Annotated in this window: 16 protein-coding genes; 4 read left to right on the top strand and 12 right to left on the bottom strand. The window is 45.0% G+C overall.

Annotation, left to right across the window (positions count from 1 at the left end; genetic code table 11):
* Positions 1-2 precede the first annotated feature (2 nt).
* Positions 3-461 (bottom strand): hypothetical protein, encoded by a 459-nt coding sequence (locus tag DL796_RS05325; RefSeq protein ID WP_110200614.1) that lies wholly within the window; start codon positions 459-461, stop codon positions 3-5.
* Between the two features lie 128 nt (positions 462-589).
* On the opposite strand from DL796_RS05325, the gene DL796_RS05330 reads away from it, so the two are divergent.
* Both DL796_RS05330 and DL796_RS05335 read left to right on the top strand, forming a co-directional pair.
* On the top strand, positions 590-1,405 hold the full coding sequence (locus tag DL796_RS05330) for a DedA family protein (protein ID WP_227592976.1): 816 nt from the start codon (positions 590-592) through the stop codon (positions 1,403-1,405).
* Entirely contained in the window at positions 1,405-2,067 is a 663-nt protein-coding gene (locus tag DL796_RS05335; RefSeq protein WP_110200615.1) for a LysE family translocator, read from the top strand. Before DL796_RS05330 ends, DL796_RS05335 begins: the two co-directional genes overlap by 1 nt.
* 33 nt (positions 2,068-2,100) lie before the next feature.
* On the opposite strand, the gene DL796_RS05340 is transcribed toward DL796_RS05335, so the two are convergent.
* Both DL796_RS05340 and DL796_RS05345 read right to left on the bottom strand, forming a co-directional pair.
* Positions 2,101-3,501, bottom strand: a complete 1,401-nt coding sequence (locus DL796_RS05340) for an ATP-binding protein (RefSeq protein ID WP_110200616.1) — start codon at positions 3,499-3,501, stop codon at positions 2,101-2,103.
* Entirely contained in the window at positions 3,482-4,180 is a 699-nt protein-coding gene (locus tag DL796_RS05345) for a response regulator (RefSeq protein WP_110200617.1), read from the bottom strand. Before DL796_RS05345 ends, DL796_RS05340 begins: the two co-directional genes overlap by 20 nt.
* A 399-nt stretch (positions 4,181-4,579) precedes the next feature.
* On the opposite strand from DL796_RS05345, the gene DL796_RS05350 reads away from it, so the two are divergent.
* A complete protein-coding gene (locus DL796_RS05350; protein ID WP_170114215.1) occupies positions 4,580-5,419 on the top strand; it encodes a DUF1853 family protein in 840 nt (279 codons plus the stop codon).
* 30 nt (positions 5,420-5,449) lie between these two features.
* On the opposite strand, the gene acs is transcribed toward DL796_RS05350, so the two are convergent.
* From acs to sfsA, 9 genes are all read right to left on the bottom strand, one after another.
* Complete coding sequence (gene acs / locus DL796_RS05355) at positions 5,450-7,381, bottom strand: acetate--CoA ligase (RefSeq protein WP_110200619.1); 1,932 nt, start codon at positions 7,379-7,381, stop codon at positions 5,450-5,452.
* Positions 7,382-7,600: 219 nt separating this feature from the next.
* Positions 7,601-8,464 (bottom strand): pantoate--beta-alanine ligase, encoded by an 864-nt coding sequence (panC, locus tag DL796_RS05360; protein ID WP_110200620.1) that lies wholly within the window; start codon positions 8,462-8,464, stop codon positions 7,601-7,603.
* Between the two features lie 44 nt (positions 8,465-8,508).
* Positions 8,509-9,303: a 3-methyl-2-oxobutanoate hydroxymethyltransferase gene (gene panB / locus DL796_RS05365; protein ID WP_110200621.1), complete on the bottom strand. Its 795-nt coding sequence runs from the start codon at positions 9,301-9,303 to the stop codon at positions 8,509-8,511.
* 132 nt (positions 9,304-9,435) lie between these two features.
* Positions 9,436-10,083 carry a deoxynucleoside kinase gene (locus DL796_RS05370; RefSeq protein ID WP_110200622.1) on the bottom strand — a complete coding sequence of 216 codons (648 nt, stop codon included), beginning with the start codon at positions 10,081-10,083 and terminating at the stop codon, positions 9,436-9,438.
* Between the two features lie 52 nt (positions 10,084-10,135).
* Positions 10,136-10,654 (bottom strand): 2-amino-4-hydroxy-6-hydroxymethyldihydropteridine diphosphokinase, encoded by a 519-nt coding sequence (gene folK, locus DL796_RS05375; protein ID WP_110200623.1) that lies wholly within the window; start codon positions 10,652-10,654, stop codon positions 10,136-10,138.
* 3 nt (positions 10,655-10,657) lie between these two features.
* Positions 10,658-11,923, bottom strand: a complete 1,266-nt coding sequence (pcnB, locus tag DL796_RS05380; protein ID WP_110200624.1) for a polynucleotide adenylyltransferase PcnB — start codon at positions 11,921-11,923, stop codon at positions 10,658-10,660.
* Positions 11,924-12,121: 198 nt separating this feature from the next.
* Complete coding sequence (gene gluQRS / locus DL796_RS05385; protein ID WP_110200625.1) at positions 12,122-13,093, bottom strand: tRNA glutamyl-Q(34) synthetase GluQRS; 972 nt, start codon at positions 13,091-13,093, stop codon at positions 12,122-12,124.
* Complete coding sequence (gene dksA, locus DL796_RS05390) at positions 13,093-13,539, bottom strand: RNA polymerase-binding protein DksA (protein WP_110200626.1); 447 nt, start codon at positions 13,537-13,539, stop codon at positions 13,093-13,095. The genes gluQRS and dksA overlap by 1 nt, the downstream gene beginning before the upstream one ends.
* Before the next feature lie 187 nt (positions 13,540-13,726).
* On the bottom strand, positions 13,727-14,479 hold the full coding sequence (sfsA, locus tag DL796_RS05395) for a DNA/RNA nuclease SfsA (RefSeq protein WP_110200627.1): 753 nt from the start codon (positions 14,477-14,479) through the stop codon (positions 13,727-13,729).
* 123 nt (positions 14,480-14,602) lie between these two features.
* Here sfsA and DL796_RS05400 point away from each other — a divergent pair, with 123 nt between their 5' ends.
* Positions 14,603-14,968 carry a hypothetical protein gene (locus tag DL796_RS05400; RefSeq protein ID WP_110200628.1) on the top strand — a complete coding sequence of 122 codons (366 nt, stop codon included), beginning with the start codon at positions 14,603-14,605 and terminating at the stop codon, positions 14,966-14,968.
* Positions 14,969-14,973: the final 5 nt, after the last annotated feature.

The following is a 14,973-nucleotide window of genomic DNA, read 5'->3' on the forward strand; positions in this document are numbered from 1 at the left end:
AACTACTCTTCAGTTTCTTTTCCTTCTATGACGAAGCCGATTCGTCTTTCAGGTTCCTCTTCTTTGACCTTTTGAACGTAACACAGTAGTTCGATGTTATTCTGGTGCGCAAGTACCATACATGGATTCCCGCCCGCAGTTCCTTCAACACGAATTCCGTGGAAAGACTCTTGGACTAGCCTTGAGACTTGAATTTGAAGACCACCGTTTAGAATCGCCACAATCGTAGGTTCAGCGTCTTTCGGCATCTGCTGACGCCATTTCTTAATGGTTCGGGCTAAACTGCGGATTAGCTCGCCTGCTGAGCGGTAGTCGTTAATTTCTTGGTGTGCCGTGTATAAATCTTCAAGCTCTGTTTTCGGAGGCTTAACGTCTGGGTGAACGTTATGAAACAGTTCAACCTCTTGTGGTTGACGCTGTTGAATAATGGTTTGGTAAGTGTCGTTTGAGTTATCGTTCATGTCGAGCAATATCCTTAAGTGCCACCAGTTTAAAACTGGTTAGTAATCGTATTATGCAAACGATAAACGAGGCTTAAGCAATTAGCAAGCAACGAAAGACTGGACTTAAGGACATAGATTTACAGATAATGTTCGACTTTATTAAAAACATTATTCATATTAGCCCCATGGAAGAGATCGTTTCGAACATTATTGAGTGGATTCGCGTAAACCCACACTGGGCCGGTGCTGTGGTTTTAGCCATTGCATTCCTAGAGTCGCTAGCCATTATCGGTTTAGCCATGCCTGGCTGGTTATTGTTAGTCGGGGTTGGTGGGTTGATTGGCGCTGGGACACTAAATTTCTGGCCAATAGCTTTTTTCAGCTTTGCCGGTGCCACTTTGGGACAGGCCGTTTCGTATTTAGTCGGTGTTGCCTTCAAAGATCGAGTGCACCATTGGCCTTGGGTCGAGCGCCATCAAACCTTACTGCATCGCTCGGAAACCTTCTTCAAGAAACACGGCTTCGCGGGAATACTTGTGGGGCAGTTCATAGGACCGATTCGAGCAGTGATTTCATTAATTGCCGGTATTCTAGATATGCCAGCTAAGAAATTCTTGTTAGCCGTGGTCATCGCAACCTTGATTTGGGCGCCAGTTTACTTAATGCCAGGCGTGGTATTAGGGGCAGCATTAAGCTTTGAGAAACAAGAAGTTATAATCCTCGTGAGCTGTATTGTGGTTATGGCAGTCAGCCTATGGTTACTCGGTGGCTACGTGAAGCAGTTATGGCTTAGAAAGAGAGCAAAGGCTTCTGCGCAAGAAGTGTCACTAAGCCGCCATTTCCAACTCAAAATGACTGCGTCGATAGTGGCCTTTTTGAGCGTTATTGTGTTTCTAGTCTGCACTACTTACGGTGCCTTGATGATGAAACTCTCTGAGAAAATCATGGGTGTCATTGGCTGATGGGTTTTGAAGATTTCGCAAGTAACTTTGCAGAATATTGGCAACAGTTTTTGCTGATAGCTTCAGCACACCTGTTAGCGGTCATGAGTCCGGGCCCTGATTTTGCCATTGTTATGCGACAATCTTTAGTCTTTGGTAAGAGGTTCGCCATTATCACCAGCCTTGGCATTGGACTTGCCATTTTTGTCCACGTTGCTTACGCCGTGCTAGGCATTGGCTTACTGATTAAAAGCACCGACTGGCTCTTTAAGCTGATTCAGCTCGCCGGGGCGGGCTATTTAATCTATATCGGCTGGGGAGCGATTCGAGCTAAAGCGGAAAGTCCAAGCGCGAAGGTGAGTGCGGCACAAAGCAAAGCCATAATGACCGAAGGCAAAGCGTTTCGCCAAGGCTTTGTCACTAACGTCTTAAACCCCAAAGCGACCTTGTTTTTCTTATCGCTTTTTACCACTTTGGTCGATGCATCGACGCCGATGAGTGTACAGAGTTTTTACGGCGTCTGGATGGCGCTGGTCACAGCCGCTTGGTTTGTTTTCTTATCCTGTATTTTAGCGAGTCAAAAGGTGCGAAGCTTCTTCAATCAGTTTGGTCATTGGATAGATCGAATACTTGGCGCATTCCTAATTGCGCTGGCGCTTTTTATGCTGTGGAATATTTCTTAACGCAGTTTTAAGCTAGCTAAAAACACAGGCAAATTAGCGCGAGGCTTTTAAAGAAATAGTGACTAAGAGACCGCCTTGCGCTTGGTTTTCAGCTCGAATAGTACCGCCGTTAATTTCAACGCCACGCTTAGCAATAGTTAAGCCTAAGCCAGTGCCACCAGAACTTCTTTCGCGTGCCTCTGTTGGACGATAGAAAGGTTCGAAGATTTTCGCTAGATGCGCTTCTTCAACTCCTTCACCTTGGTCGCTGATTAAAATTAAGAAATGTTGGCCGGCTTTTTTAAGCTGTATGGTTATTTTAGTGCCTTCTGGCGTATGGCGAATAGCATTCCGGATAACATTTTCAATTGCCCTGGCGAGCAAATTGTAATAGCCCTTGAAGTGAATGGTTGGACTTTTTAATAATACGACTTCTTTGTCGTTAGCGGCAGCTTCGAATTGCGCATCACTGATAATAATATCGAGCAAATCGTTAACCACGAATGTATCTGGCTTACCATGTTGCTGACCACGCTCTAGAGCCGCCACTTGTAAAAGCTCACCAATAAGCTCATCAAGCCGCTGAACTTCAACTTCAATTCGGTCGATATGCTTGGCGCACTCTGCTTGGCTGTGTTTCTGCGCAAGGCTAGCAGCAATTTGCATACGAGTTAAAGGCGAGCGTAGTTCGTGCGATACATCGCTCAGTAGGCGCTTCTGCGACATAATAATGCGATTGATACGATCGGCCATTAGATCAAAATCTTCAGCTAGATCGTGAAACTCATCGGCACGTTTGCCAATAAAGTCTTTTGCACGAGCTTGCAAGTCGCCTTTGGCAATTGCTTTGGTGGCTTTTTGTAACTGATGAATCGGGCGAGTTAAATACCAAGCCAAAGCAAAGCACACTAAAAAGCTGATTCCGAGCGCGGCTAGCAACTGTAGAAAACTAATGGAATGATAAAACTGGCTGATGACGGTACTAAAGTGCTGTTGGCTTTTTTGCTTAATAAAAAGCAAATAGTACTGACCTCGACTAAAAACGATTTCAGGCCCAGAATAAGAGTAATTATTAATGGTAACAGTGGCCGCTTGGTTGCGCTTTTTATAATGAGCGCTTAGCTGGTAGATGACTTCTGGAACCTGTTTGCCAGAAATTTCATAACCTTGATTATTAATAATAAAGGTATTATCGAGAGCCTTATTGCTGCCTTCGGGTTTTATCGGCAGGCCATTTTGATACTCTTCGATAACGTGTCGGAGCTGAATGGTAATAGCGGTCTGGCGCAATAGCTCGGACTCCTGACTCGAGGCAGGAACTAAGCGAGTATCCTTTGAGGTTAGGCTGTAGAAAAAGATAATAGTAGTTAAGGTCAGCAGCGTCGCTAACCAGAACCACAAGAAGATTTTCCAGAAAAGATTCGGCTTGGTCAGCCTACGAATCGTATGAAACATACTGGTAGCCTACGCCGCGTACGGTTTTGATTCGTTCTTCACCTGTTTTATCGGTGCCAAGTTTGCGTCTTAAATTACTGATATGCATATCGATACTGCGATCGTAAGCTTCTAGCGAACGCCCTAGACACTTCTCCGATAAATCGTCACGCTTGACCAACTCGCCTGCTTGGCTGGTTAATAAATAAAGAATATCGAACTCTGTGGCAGTAAGCTTCATCGCTTTATTGTCGACTAGCGCTTCGCGCGAACCTGGGTTGATATATAAATCGTCAAGATGAATCGAGCGTAGCTTCTTTTTCTTGCGACTATAGTCAGTTTCAGTACGGCGTAAAATAGAGCGGATTCGAGCGGTGAGTTCGCGTGGATTACACGGCTTACCGATATAATCATCAGCACCAAGCTCTAAGCCTACGATTCGGTCAATTTCGTCACCACGAGCTGTCAGCATTAAAATAGGAACTTGAGATTCTTTACGAACTTCTTTAAGAACGTCGAAACCATTCATGTTGGGCAACATGACGTCGAGCACCATTAAGTCAAAAGTATCGTTCAATATTAGCTTTGCCGCAGAAGCTCCGTCGTGAGCTACGGTGATATCAAAGTTTTCTTGAGACAGGTATTCCTGTAGAAGCTGACAAAGCTCTATATCATCATCTGCAAGTAATAATTTGACCATTAAAAGTTCCTATAAATAGACACATGAGGCTGTGCTTGCCTTATTTTTTGCTCATATTAGCATGAGGGCTTAAGTTCTAGTGTAAAGAATAGTCAGTCGCCTTTACATATCTTTTCTCAGAATTTACTCAAGCCCCAAACACCTAGACGTTTTAGTTAGGTATAGTGTACCTCGAAGGTTAGCGATGTGTGTACCCCCGCATGATGCTAATCCAAAGTATGAATGTTCTCCTTATTGAACTTACCCCTGTATAAATTCATACCATTAGTGAGTAGGGCCGACTTAGTCGGCCCTTTTTTATTCCTGAGATAAAAAGAAATATTTGTTATGATTGACCCAAATCAAAAAGGAATCCTCTAGACCTCGGCCATGACGCGCTATCACAATGACCTTACTTGGATGCTAAACTCACCCGAGCTTTTGCAACTGAGCCCAGATCTAAGCATTAGAGATCTGACGCAACGTATGAAGGTCACTAATAATTTTAATTATAAAGAAACGCACCGCCTGGGTGTGTACTTTGAACAGTTATGGCAACACCTAGTCTATTCCTGTGACAGCTTAGAAGTCTTAGAGCACAACCTACAAGTCATTATCGATAAACACACATTAGGTGAATTCGATTCGATTATTAAAGACAAGCAGAGTCAAAAGAATATTCACTGTGAGCTTGCTGTTAAGTTCTATCTGGAAGTTGGTGAAGGGAGTTCTTTGAGTGATTGGGTTGGGCCAAATTTACGCGATCGGTTCGATAATAAATATGATCGACTGTTTGAGCACCAGTTAGCCTTGTCGAAAAATGAATTGATCAGACAATGGTTGGCGCAGAGAAACATTAAGGTTGATGCGATTAAACTGCTGACTAAAGGGCGATTATTTTATCCTTTAGACGATTATATGAATGATAACTTCCATTTTCCTAATGAGGTTAGCAATAAGCATCTGAAAGGGTTTTGGACAAGCTGGGAAGACTTTGCCCACTTGCAACTGAGTTCGAGTATAAGGTGGTATCTACTACCCAAAAAGTATTGGTTGTCGAAGGTCATGCCGCATGAAGTCGAAGACCTACGTCCGCTTGATAATAAAGCGATATTAATACATGGTCATAACGAGAGTTATCGATTCCAACGAATCCAGCAGGTTGTTGGGGTGCGCGATGGCTCTGAAATCATGCGTGGCTTTGTAGTGACTTCCGAATGGCTACAGAATGCAAAAGCTCGGGTTAAAGCCCCGAGCTAGTGCCAAGTCCTGCTCCAGTTCAGATAGAGCTTACAGTTTTTCCCGGATGAGCTTTGCGACCACAGCTGGCTCGGCTAGAGTCGAGGTGTCACCAATATTTTCAACGTCGTCTTCAGCAACTTTTCGTAAGATGCGTCGCATGATTTTGCCTGAGCGAGTTTTAGGTAAGTCATCGGCGAACTGTAATTTGTCCGGCTTAGCGATAGGACCTATTTCTTTGGCGACATGAGCGACCAGCTCGCTTTTCAGCTCTTCTGAACCTTGCTGACCTTGCATTAGATTGACAAACACATAGATGCCTTGCCCTTTGATATCGTGCGGATATCCGACTACCGCCGCTTCAGCTACCGCAGGATGTAGCACCAGTGCGCTTTCGATTTCGGCAGTTCCCATACGATGGCCCGAGACATTGAGCACATCATCCATACGACCTGTGATCCAGTAGAAACCATCGGCATCGCGCTCTGCGCCATCGCCAGAGAAGTAATAGCCTGGGAATTGTGAAAAATAGGTATCGTAAAAGCGTTGATGATCACCCCATATCGAGCGCATTTGACCTGGCCAAGAGTGCTTCATTACTAAGCTACCATTAGCCGCGCCATCAAGTTCTTTAGCGTCGACATCAAGCAGAGCGGGTTGCACCCCAAAGAATGGGCGACTGGCGGAGCCTGGTTTAAGTGGAGTAGCACCGGGCAGCGGTGAAATCATAATGCCACCGGTCTCTGTTTGCCACCATGTATCAACGATTGGACGTCTCTGTTCACCAACCACATTAAAATACCATTCCCAAGCTTCAGGGTTTATCGGTTCGCCGACACTGCCGAGTACACGTAATGATTGGCGGGAAGTTTTTGTCACCGCTTCGTCACCAGCTGCCATAAGGGCGCGAATTGCCGTTGGCGCGGTATAGAAAATACTAACATTATGCTTATCGATAACCTCCCAGAAGCGTGATGTGCTGGGGTAATTAGGCACGCCTTCGAATACAAGAGTGGTCGCCCCGTTGGCAAGAGGGCCATAGAAAATGTAAGAGTGGCCAGTTATCCAGCCAGCATCAGCAGTACACCAATAAATGTCATCATCCTGATAGTCGAAAACGTACTTATGGGTCATGGCGGTGTAGAGCAAATAACCACCGGTGGTGTGTAAAACACCTTTGGGCTTACCCGTCGAGCCAGAAGTGTAGAGAATGAATAAGGGATCTTCTGCGTCCATAACTTCTGGCGTACATTCCGCTTCCATGTCCTTTTTAAACTCGTTGTAATCGACATCACGCTGCTCGTTCCAAGCGATATCAGCATTTTGGCTTTTAACCACCATCACGGTGTGAACATTGGGGCAGGAGCTTAGCGCTTCGTCGGCATTCGCTTTTAGCGGGACCTGTTTGCCACCTCTAACGCCAGCGTCCGCGGTGATGAGCACTTGGCAGTCGCTATCGAGGATGCGCGTTTTCAGGGCTTCTGGTGAAAAGCCACCGAATACTACCGAATGTACCGCGCCGATACGCGCACAAGCCAGCATGGCGTAACCCACCTCAGGGATCATCGGCATATAAATACAGACACGATCGCCCTTTTTGACGCCGCGAGCCTTTAAAGCGTTAGCGAAACGGCAGACTTCATCGTGTAATTCTTGATAGCTGATATAGCGTTGTTGTTCAGGATTATCGCCTTCCCAGATAATGGCGGTTTGCTCAGCTTTATCTTTGAGGTGGCGATCGATGCAATTATAAGAAACATTGAGTTTACCGCCTTTGAACCAACTGATTTCAGCTTTGTTGAAGTCGACATTGCTCACTTCTTCCCATGGCTCGAACCAATCGACAAACTGATGCGCCATACGCGACCAGAACTTATCCGGATCTAAAACGGATTGTTGATACATACGGTGGTAAGTGTCTTCATCAATATGTGGCTCATACTGCGGATTATTGATGATAGGGTAGGTTTTCACCTCTGACATCGCTGACTCCTATAATGATTAGTCTTTGTTATGTGCTCAGCTAAACTGACCTATCAGCATAAAACAAAATCTATAAAGACGAAAGCGAGTAAGCAACAATATTGGACAGAGCCGAATTTGGTAGAGGCTAAAGAATAATTGGGTTCATAAAAAAGCTCCCGCTTGGGGAGCTTTTAAGTAATTTACGGCAAGACGAGACTGAAACTTTCTTTAGACTATTTACAAAGTGACCTGAATATTATCAATTAAGCGCACCTTGTCTAAATAGGCCGCCACAAGGATCACTAGATTTTTATCTGTGGTTTCAGCAACTTGTAACGTATCGGCATTACTAACATTAAAATAGTCGACTCGAAAGCCTTGCTCGCTGAGTTGTTTTACCGCGCTTTGTTCCACTTCGTCGAAGCTAAGCTTATGTTCTTCGAGCTGTTTTTTAGCCCAAGTTAAAGTGCGGTAGATGGCGGCCGCTTGTTCTTTTTCCGAAGTGGACAAATAGCCGTTACGAGAACTCATGGCGAGGCCGTTCTCTTCGCGCAAAATTGGTGCGCTGATAATCGTAACAGGAATATTCAAGTCCTGAACCATGCGACGAATAATTGTAATTTGCTGAAAGTCCTTTTGGCCAAAAACGGCAATATCTGGACGAACCATATTAAACAGCTTGCTAACTATAGTGGTGACACCATCGAAATGACCTGGACGCGAAGCGCCGCAGTGCTGTTTGCCCAACTGTTCGACATGAACTTTGGTTAAGCTCGGCTTTGTTTTATTGCTTGAGTAGCCTGGGTAAACTTCATCGACACTTGGTGCGAACACAATATCAGCTTGTTGCGAGCTGAGCTTTTCACAGTCGGCATCGAAAGTTCTTGGGTAGGAGTCAAAATCTTCGTTTGGCCCAAACTGGGTTGGATTTACAAAAATACTAACCACAACCACATCGGCAACCTCTTTTGCTTTTTCAACAAGGCTTAGGTGTCCCTGATGCAAGTTACCCATGGTTGGTACAAAGCCGATAGATTTTCCAGTTTGACGCGATGGGGATAAAGCTTGTTGTAGTTCTGAAATAGTTTTAGCAATGATCATAGTTCAAGATTTCTTCAATAGAGTGGTGTGGGGCACTCGTAAGATTAATCGAATGAATGCTGTGGCGCAGGAAAGTTTTTAGCTTTAACTTCCTGATGATAGAGCTCGATAGCGGCTTTAATATCGCCATTGGCATCAGCCATAAAATTACGCACAAACTTCGCCTGAAACGGAGAAATGCCGAGCATATCGTGAAGCACTAAAACTTGGCCATCGACATCAACGCCTGCACCAATTCCCATCACTGGAATAACCAGCTCTTCGGCGACCTTCTTGGCTAACTCGCTCGGAACGCACTCCAATACCAACATTCTGGCGCCGGCAGCTTCAAGCTTTTTAGCGTCATCGAGTAAAATCTCGGCAGTGTCTTGATCGCGCCCCTGCACTTTGAAACCGCCTAAAGCGTCGACCGACTGTGGTGTTAATCCAAGGTGTGCGCACACAGGAATGCCGCGCACGGTAAGCCCTTGAATAGTGTCTAGTAGCCAAGCGCCGCCTTCCAGCTTGACCATCTGCGCACCGGCTTGCATGATGCGACGTGCTGTGTCGTAAGCTTCTTCAGGCGTGCTGTAGCTCATATAAGGCATATCGCCAGCGATTAAACAGTTTTGATTACCGCGGGAGACGCAATCAATATGGTACTCCATTTGCTCCAAAGTGACTGGAACCGTGGTTTTTTGACCTTGGATGACGTTGCCCAAAGAGTCGCCGACTAAGATCATATCGATACCAACTTCCGACATAACGCCTGCAAAAGTGGCATCGTAAGCGGTTAAACAGCTGAACTTTTCGCCATTCGCTTTAAGTTTTTCGATATGACTAATGCTTGTGTACTTCATCAAAATTCCCTGCTAATCATTCTATTGGGTTGCTGAGCTAAATGCGTCTTGGCCTAAATCTGATCGGGCTTAAACTGGGCTCAGATTAAACCGGCTCTGATTAAACCGGGCTCTGATTAAACCGGGCTCTGATTAAACCGGGCTCGGATTAAAATAATTACGCCCAGAGTCTGTGGCGTGGATTTGCTCGAGCAACATTTCAAAATCTTTTTCGTTCTCGACGAGGTCGATGCCTGAAGCGTTAACGATTAATAACGGTGACTCATGATAATAATAGAAAAAGTCAGTATAAGCATCACAAATGGTTTGTAAGTAATTGCCACTGATTGGAACTTCCTCACGACGTCCACGTTTCTTAATACGCTCAGCAAGAACAGAGACTGGCGCTTGTAAATAAATCACTAAATCAGGCTTTGGTGCGTCGATTGTGAGGTTGTCGTAAACCTGCTCATACAAACGTAACTCTTCTTCGTCTAACGTTGAGCGCGCGAAAAGACGATCTTTATCCATCAGATAATCCGCTATGCGAAGTGGCGAGAACATGTCCGACTGACGCAACTCTTGAAGTTGGCGTGCGCGCTGGAACAAGAAGTAGAGCTGCGTTGGTAGGGCACCAGTTTTAGGATCTTGATAAAAGCGTTCAAGAAAAGGATTTTCTTCCGCTTGCTCGAGAATCAGCTCGCTATCAAGCACTTCCGATAACTTGCGAGCCAAAGTGGTTTTGCCGACTCCAATCGGCCCTTCAACCGCAATAAAGTTATGAGGTATCTTGATATTCATACTGACTCACAGTCTCCTGAAATAGTGTTTCATCGTTATATTTTTATGTCGCTTACGATCTGTGTTGCGTTTTGTGATGTGTGAACGCAATTTTCTCGAGCTGATAACGCTCACAGTGTTGCAACGCATGGCTCAGTGATTCGCCGTCCGGAAAAACCAACTGTGGGTCGATTTCGGCCAGTGGCAATAGCACAAAGTCACGTTCTTTAGCACCATAATGCGGTAGCGTTAAACGCTCAGTCTGCATGATTGTATGATCGTAGAGCACAATATCCAAATCAATTGTGCGAGCGCCCCAGTGTTCTTTGCGCACTCGACCTTGTTGATTTTCAATCGCTTGCAGTTTGTCGAGCAGCTCTAGGGGCTTGAGAGAAGTTTTAATTTTGACCACAGCGTTGATAAAAGGTGGTTGATCTTGGGGGCCCATCGGCGCGCTTTGATAAAGACTGGAGTATGCCAAGAGGTAAGTTTCAGGTAGCTGATCGATGGCTAATAAAGCTTGTTGTACCTGCCGAGCTGGGTTGTCTAAATTACTTCCCAGCGCAATATAACTCACCACTGCGCGCTCCATGACTTAGTCTTTGTTTTTGGGTTTGCGACGGCGTTTGACTTTGCGGCGACGATTTTTCGGCAGCATGGCTTGTTGCTCAGCTTTATCTGCGTCTTGGAATTTAGTCCACCAGTCGGCAATTTCGCGCAATGAAGGATCTGACTCGGCGCGTAATACCAAAAAGTCATAAGCGGCGCGGAATCGTGGATGATTCAACACAGACCATACTTTCTTGCCATGGCGCTGTGGTAGGCGAATTTGTTGTGCCCAAATATCACGGATGACCAAGCTATAGCGCTTGGGAATTGAAATAAACTGACTTTGTTCGGCTAGCGTTAGGCCCATGCTTTTAAAGAAAGCATCGTTATAGCTGTGGCCTTTGGTCTCTAGCTGATGAGCGCGCTCTAGGAGTGGTTGCCATAAGAAAACAGCGATAAGAAACGCTGGATTGACTGTATTATCACTAGCAATACGTTTGTCGGTATTTTCTAGAGCTGCCTGAATAAAGCTTTCAAAGTCAGGATGCGCGGCCAGTAACTGCTCCGTTGCTGGGAATAATTTGCTGAGCAAGCCGTGAGTTTGTAGCGCCTCAAACATGGCTTCACCCTTGCCAGCGAGGAACATTTTTCGATATTCCTCGAACAAACGGGCGGCAGGGATTTGCTCTAATAAATGTGCGAGTCTTGAGATTGGCTCTAGTGTTTTTTCTTCAATCGTCAGCCCTAGTTTAGTCGCCAAGCGCACTGCGCGAAGCATACGCACAGGATCTTCTTTGTAACGAGTCTCTGGGTCGCCAATCATGCGAAGCTGGCGTTTGCGTAAATCGGTTAAACCGTTGCAATAATCGTGGACACTAAAATCTCTAACGTTGTAATACAGAGCATTAATGGTGAAGTCACGACGTTCGGCATCTTCTTCGATGGTGCCATAAACATTGTCGCGCAGAATCATTCCGTCTTTGGCTTGTTGGATATTGCTATCGCAATGAGCGCGGAAGGTTGCAACTTCGATAACCTCACGACCAAACATGATATGAACCAGTTTAAAGCGGCGGCCAATAATACGGCTGTTTCTAAAAAGTGCACGGATCTGCTCAGGAGTCGCGTTGGTGGTGATATCGAAGTCTTTAGGGTTTAGCCCTAACAAAATATCGCGCACGCCACCGCCGACCAAGAAGGCGTCATAGCCTGCTTTATTCAGCCGATAAAGGACTTTTAGGGCGCTGTCGCTGATGTCCTTACGTGATACTGTGTGTTGATCACGAGGAATAATGTGGTCTGGTTGCTTCATGTTAGTGGCTGTCCCGCCATCTTTTTGATGTTTTGTGCCAGAAAACCATCGTTTTATTGTTGAGATCAATAGGTGTCATACGTCATGTGTTATTTTCAATGGTGCAATAATAGCACAGCTCTTGAGCCCTGTTGATCTTTACTGTGGCATTGTATGGACTTTGAAGCCGTACTGTGGCAAAACGTCATGATTCTGGGGTTAGGATTCAGGATAAAGAATTTGTTGCTGCTGGGGAATAGTTTCGAGTTTAAAGTGCTCAATCGCCCAGTCGATAATAATCTCTGGCGGTTCATCGCGTAGTGAGACTGGGGGCTTTTGTCCTAAAAATGCAATGGCCTGATGAAGTAATACGCTAGCGTTTTTGGCTTCTATCGATGGCGCATGGTTCTGTTTAGAGAGCTTATTACCATCGCTGTTGATTGCAAGAGGCAGATGGAACCAAAGTGGCGCTGGTTTACCTAACACCTCATACAAACGTAGCTGACGCGGTGTCGAGTCTAATAAATCAATCCCTCGCACCACATGGTCAATCCCGGAATGGATATCATCGACCACTACCGCTAGCTGATAAGCCATCAAGCCATCCTTGCGTTTAACCGTAAAATCCTCGCGATAAAGCGACTCGTCAAAAGCACATGTGCCTTGAATCTGATCAAAGAAGCTGTAGTCGCCATCGCCGTGACGCAGTTTCCAAGCGACTTCACCCTCAAAGCTTAGCTTCTTATGCTGACATATATTAGGGTAGCGACCATCATCGCTGAGTTTATTCACCTTCTTTCGGGTGCAGTCACAAGCGTAGAGTAGCCCTTCAGCTTTTAACCACTCGAGAATATCTTTGAAGCGTGGAATATTTTCGCTTTGATAGATAATAGGGCCATCCCAGTGCAGGCCAAATGCTTCGAGTTGGCGCAGGATGGTATCAGTGGCGCCTTCGACTTCACGCGGTGGGTCGATATCTTCAATTCTAACTTGCCATTCGGCGCCGTAATAACGCGCCACTAAATAGCTGCCGACTGCAGCAACAAGTGAGCCAAAGTGTAAAGGGCCAGAAGGAGAGGGCGCGAAACGTCCTCGTAATGAAGGCTTTTCGATAGGGGAAACAGAGTCGCCGAGTTCACGTAGGTCATGAACTCGGGTTTTTTTTACAGACTCTTTAGGACTCGCGGGCATTAACTGCCGTATTGACGCTCTTTAATTTCGTCTAGAGTCTTACAATCGATGCAAAGCTCGGCCGTTGGACGTGCTTCTAGACGACGAATACCAATCTCGATACCGCAGGATTCGCAGTAGCCGTATTCTTCATCATCGATTTTATTGATCGATTGGATAATCTTTTTCAAAAGTTTGCGTTCGCGATCACGCGTGCGAAGTTCTAATGAAAACTCTTCTTCTTGAGAAGCTCTATCGACAGGGTCAGGGAAGTTTGCCGCTTCGTCTTGCATGTGATGCACAGTACGATCAACTTCTTCCATTAGCTGACGTTTCCATTCGCTAAGGATATGACGGAAATGCTCATATTGAGCATCGTTCATGTATTCTTCGCCTTTCTTCTCTTTGTAAGGCTCAATACCTAACTTCTGTAAGGTAGTATTCGTAGCTGTTTTTTTACGTGGCATCTAATCCAATGCTCCATTTACTTTATGGTATCTTTTGACTGAAAGTCATATCACAATTTCATATTTGCATTGACAAGCTTTTGAAAAAGTGAAAGAAGGATATTAGCCCTCTACGTACCAATTGAAAAGCCAAATTTGGCAAAATAAGCTATAATTTTCAGAGATTTCGGCTAACCAATTGATATCATTAGATAATTACTGGTAGGGCCTGGTGCAACTTTATCTCTGCGGGGCTGATATGGGTATTGTAAGCATAGATTTCAACCCCCTTTTGTGCGGCATCGTGCAATAAATCAGCATATTTAGGGTCAATATGAGCCGCTGGACTGACCGTTTTAATGCCGGTGTGTTGCACTAGAAAGAATAACACAGCGCGATGACCTTGCTCGACCATGCTGACAAGTTCGCGAATATGCTTTTGACCGCGCGTACTCACGGCGTCAGGAAAGTAACCCGCGCCAGCTTGAAACGCTTCGCCTGTTTTTTCGTTAAGACCAGATTCGAGCAAGGTTACGGTTTTAATTTCCACGTAACAGTCAGGCTTACTGGGATCTGTTAAGAGCAGGTCGATACGGCTGTTTTCGTCGCCATACTTAACTTCTTGCTGCAAGGACTCATAACCTAGAAGTTCCTCAACGACTCCTTCCTCAATGCCTTCGCTGACAACCTGATTGGCCAAATGGGTATTGATACAAATCCAATCGCCTTGCTGGTTATGATTCAGCACCCAAGTGTATAAATACTTACGTTTCGGGTTTTGCGAATCCAATAACCACGCTGTATCGCCTTCCTGCCAGCAGTTTTTCATCGAACCTGTATTCGGACAATGCGCTGTAAACTCACCAAGCTCATCATTAGAGCTGTCACTCACCACATCCGCCAAAAAGCGTTTGTAGCGTTTAAGTAGGGTGGTTTTTATTAAAGGTGGAGAGAATTTCATACTTATAATTTATTGTTGCTTTGCTTCAGTCTAGTAATCCCCGCTAGCTAAAGCAACAGATACAAGCTTGAAATAGCAGTACTTTATGATTTAATACGCGGGATAATAATCAAGGATATAGGGATGAAAAAGATGATTAGTAAAAAACAGTGGATGCTGTCGGTGCTGTTTCTTGCGCTATTTGTGTTATTGGCGGGGGGAGCTATAGGATTTGTTGCTACAACTTTTGTCGATGATGTAACGCGCTTACAAAACGATTTGATTTTTAATCAGACACTTTCTATCTCTATACTTTGTATCGCCATTTTATTGTTATATAAAATTGTCTTAAAAACCAATTTATTACTTAGTTTAAAGTCAAAAAAGGTGTATCTGCTTTTTATAGCGGGTTTCTGCGCCTGTTTCCTCATTAATCTATACCGAAATGTTCTGTTTGATGATGGTGCCGCTAACTTCCAAGATATTGTAATAGAATTATTCTGCTGCTAGCCATT

The organism is Kangiella spongicola, assembly GCF_003194565.2.
Lineage (GTDB): Bacteria > Pseudomonadota > Gammaproteobacteria > Enterobacterales > Kangiellaceae > Kangiella > Kangiella spongicola.

Bases quoted from the DNA above. Each gene is read 5' to 3' on its own strand.
- DL796_RS05325 (WP_110200614.1), bottom strand. From the start codon at position 461: ATGAACGATAACTCAAACGACACTTACCAAACCATTATTCAACAGCGT.
- DL796_RS05330 (WP_227592976.1), top strand. From the start codon at position 590: ATGTTCGACTTTATTAAAAACATTATTCATATTAGCCCCATGGAAGAG.
- DL796_RS05335 (WP_110200615.1), top strand. From the start codon at position 1,405: ATGGGTTTTGAAGATTTCGCAAGTAACTTTGCAGAATATTGGCAACAG.
- DL796_RS05340 (WP_110200616.1), bottom strand. From the start codon at position 3,501: ATGTTTCATACGATTCGTAGGCTGACCAAGCCGAATCTTTTCTGGAAA.
- DL796_RS05345 (WP_110200617.1), bottom strand. From the start codon at position 4,180: ATGGTCAAATTATTACTTGCAGATGATGATATAGAGCTTTGTCAGCTT.
- DL796_RS05350 (WP_170114215.1), top strand. From the start codon at position 4,580: ATGCTAAACTCACCCGAGCTTTTGCAACTGAGCCCAGATCTAAGCATT.
- acs (WP_110200619.1), bottom strand. From the start codon at position 7,381: ATGTCAGAGGTGAAAACCTACCCTATCATCAATAATCCGCAGTATGAG.
- panC (WP_110200620.1), bottom strand. From the start codon at position 8,464: ATGATCATTGCTAAAACTATTTCAGAACTACAACAAGCTTTATCCCCA.
- panB (WP_110200621.1), bottom strand. From the start codon at position 9,303: ATGAAGTACACAAGCATTAGTCATATCGAAAAACTTAAAGCGAATGGC.
- DL796_RS05370 (WP_110200622.1), bottom strand. From the start codon at position 10,083: ATGAATATCAAGATACCTCATAACTTTATTGCGGTTGAAGGGCCGATT.
- folK (WP_110200623.1), bottom strand. From the start codon at position 10,654: ATGGAGCGCGCAGTGGTGAGTTATATTGCGCTGGGAAGTAATTTAGAC.
- pcnB (WP_110200624.1), bottom strand. From the start codon at position 11,923: ATGAAGCAACCAGACCACATTATTCCTCGTGATCAACACACAGTATCA.
- gluQRS (WP_110200625.1), bottom strand. From the start codon at position 13,093: ATGCCCGCGAGTCCTAAAGAGTCTGTAAAAAAAACCCGAGTTCATGAC.
- dksA (WP_110200626.1), bottom strand. From the start codon at position 13,539: ATGCCACGTAAAAAAACAGCTACGAATACTACCTTACAGAAGTTAGGT.
- sfsA (WP_110200627.1), bottom strand. From the start codon at position 14,479: ATGAAATTCTCTCCACCTTTAATAAAAACCACCCTACTTAAACGCTAC.
- DL796_RS05400 (WP_110200628.1), top strand. From the start codon at position 14,603: ATGAAAAAGATGATTAGTAAAAAACAGTGGATGCTGTCGGTGCTGTTT.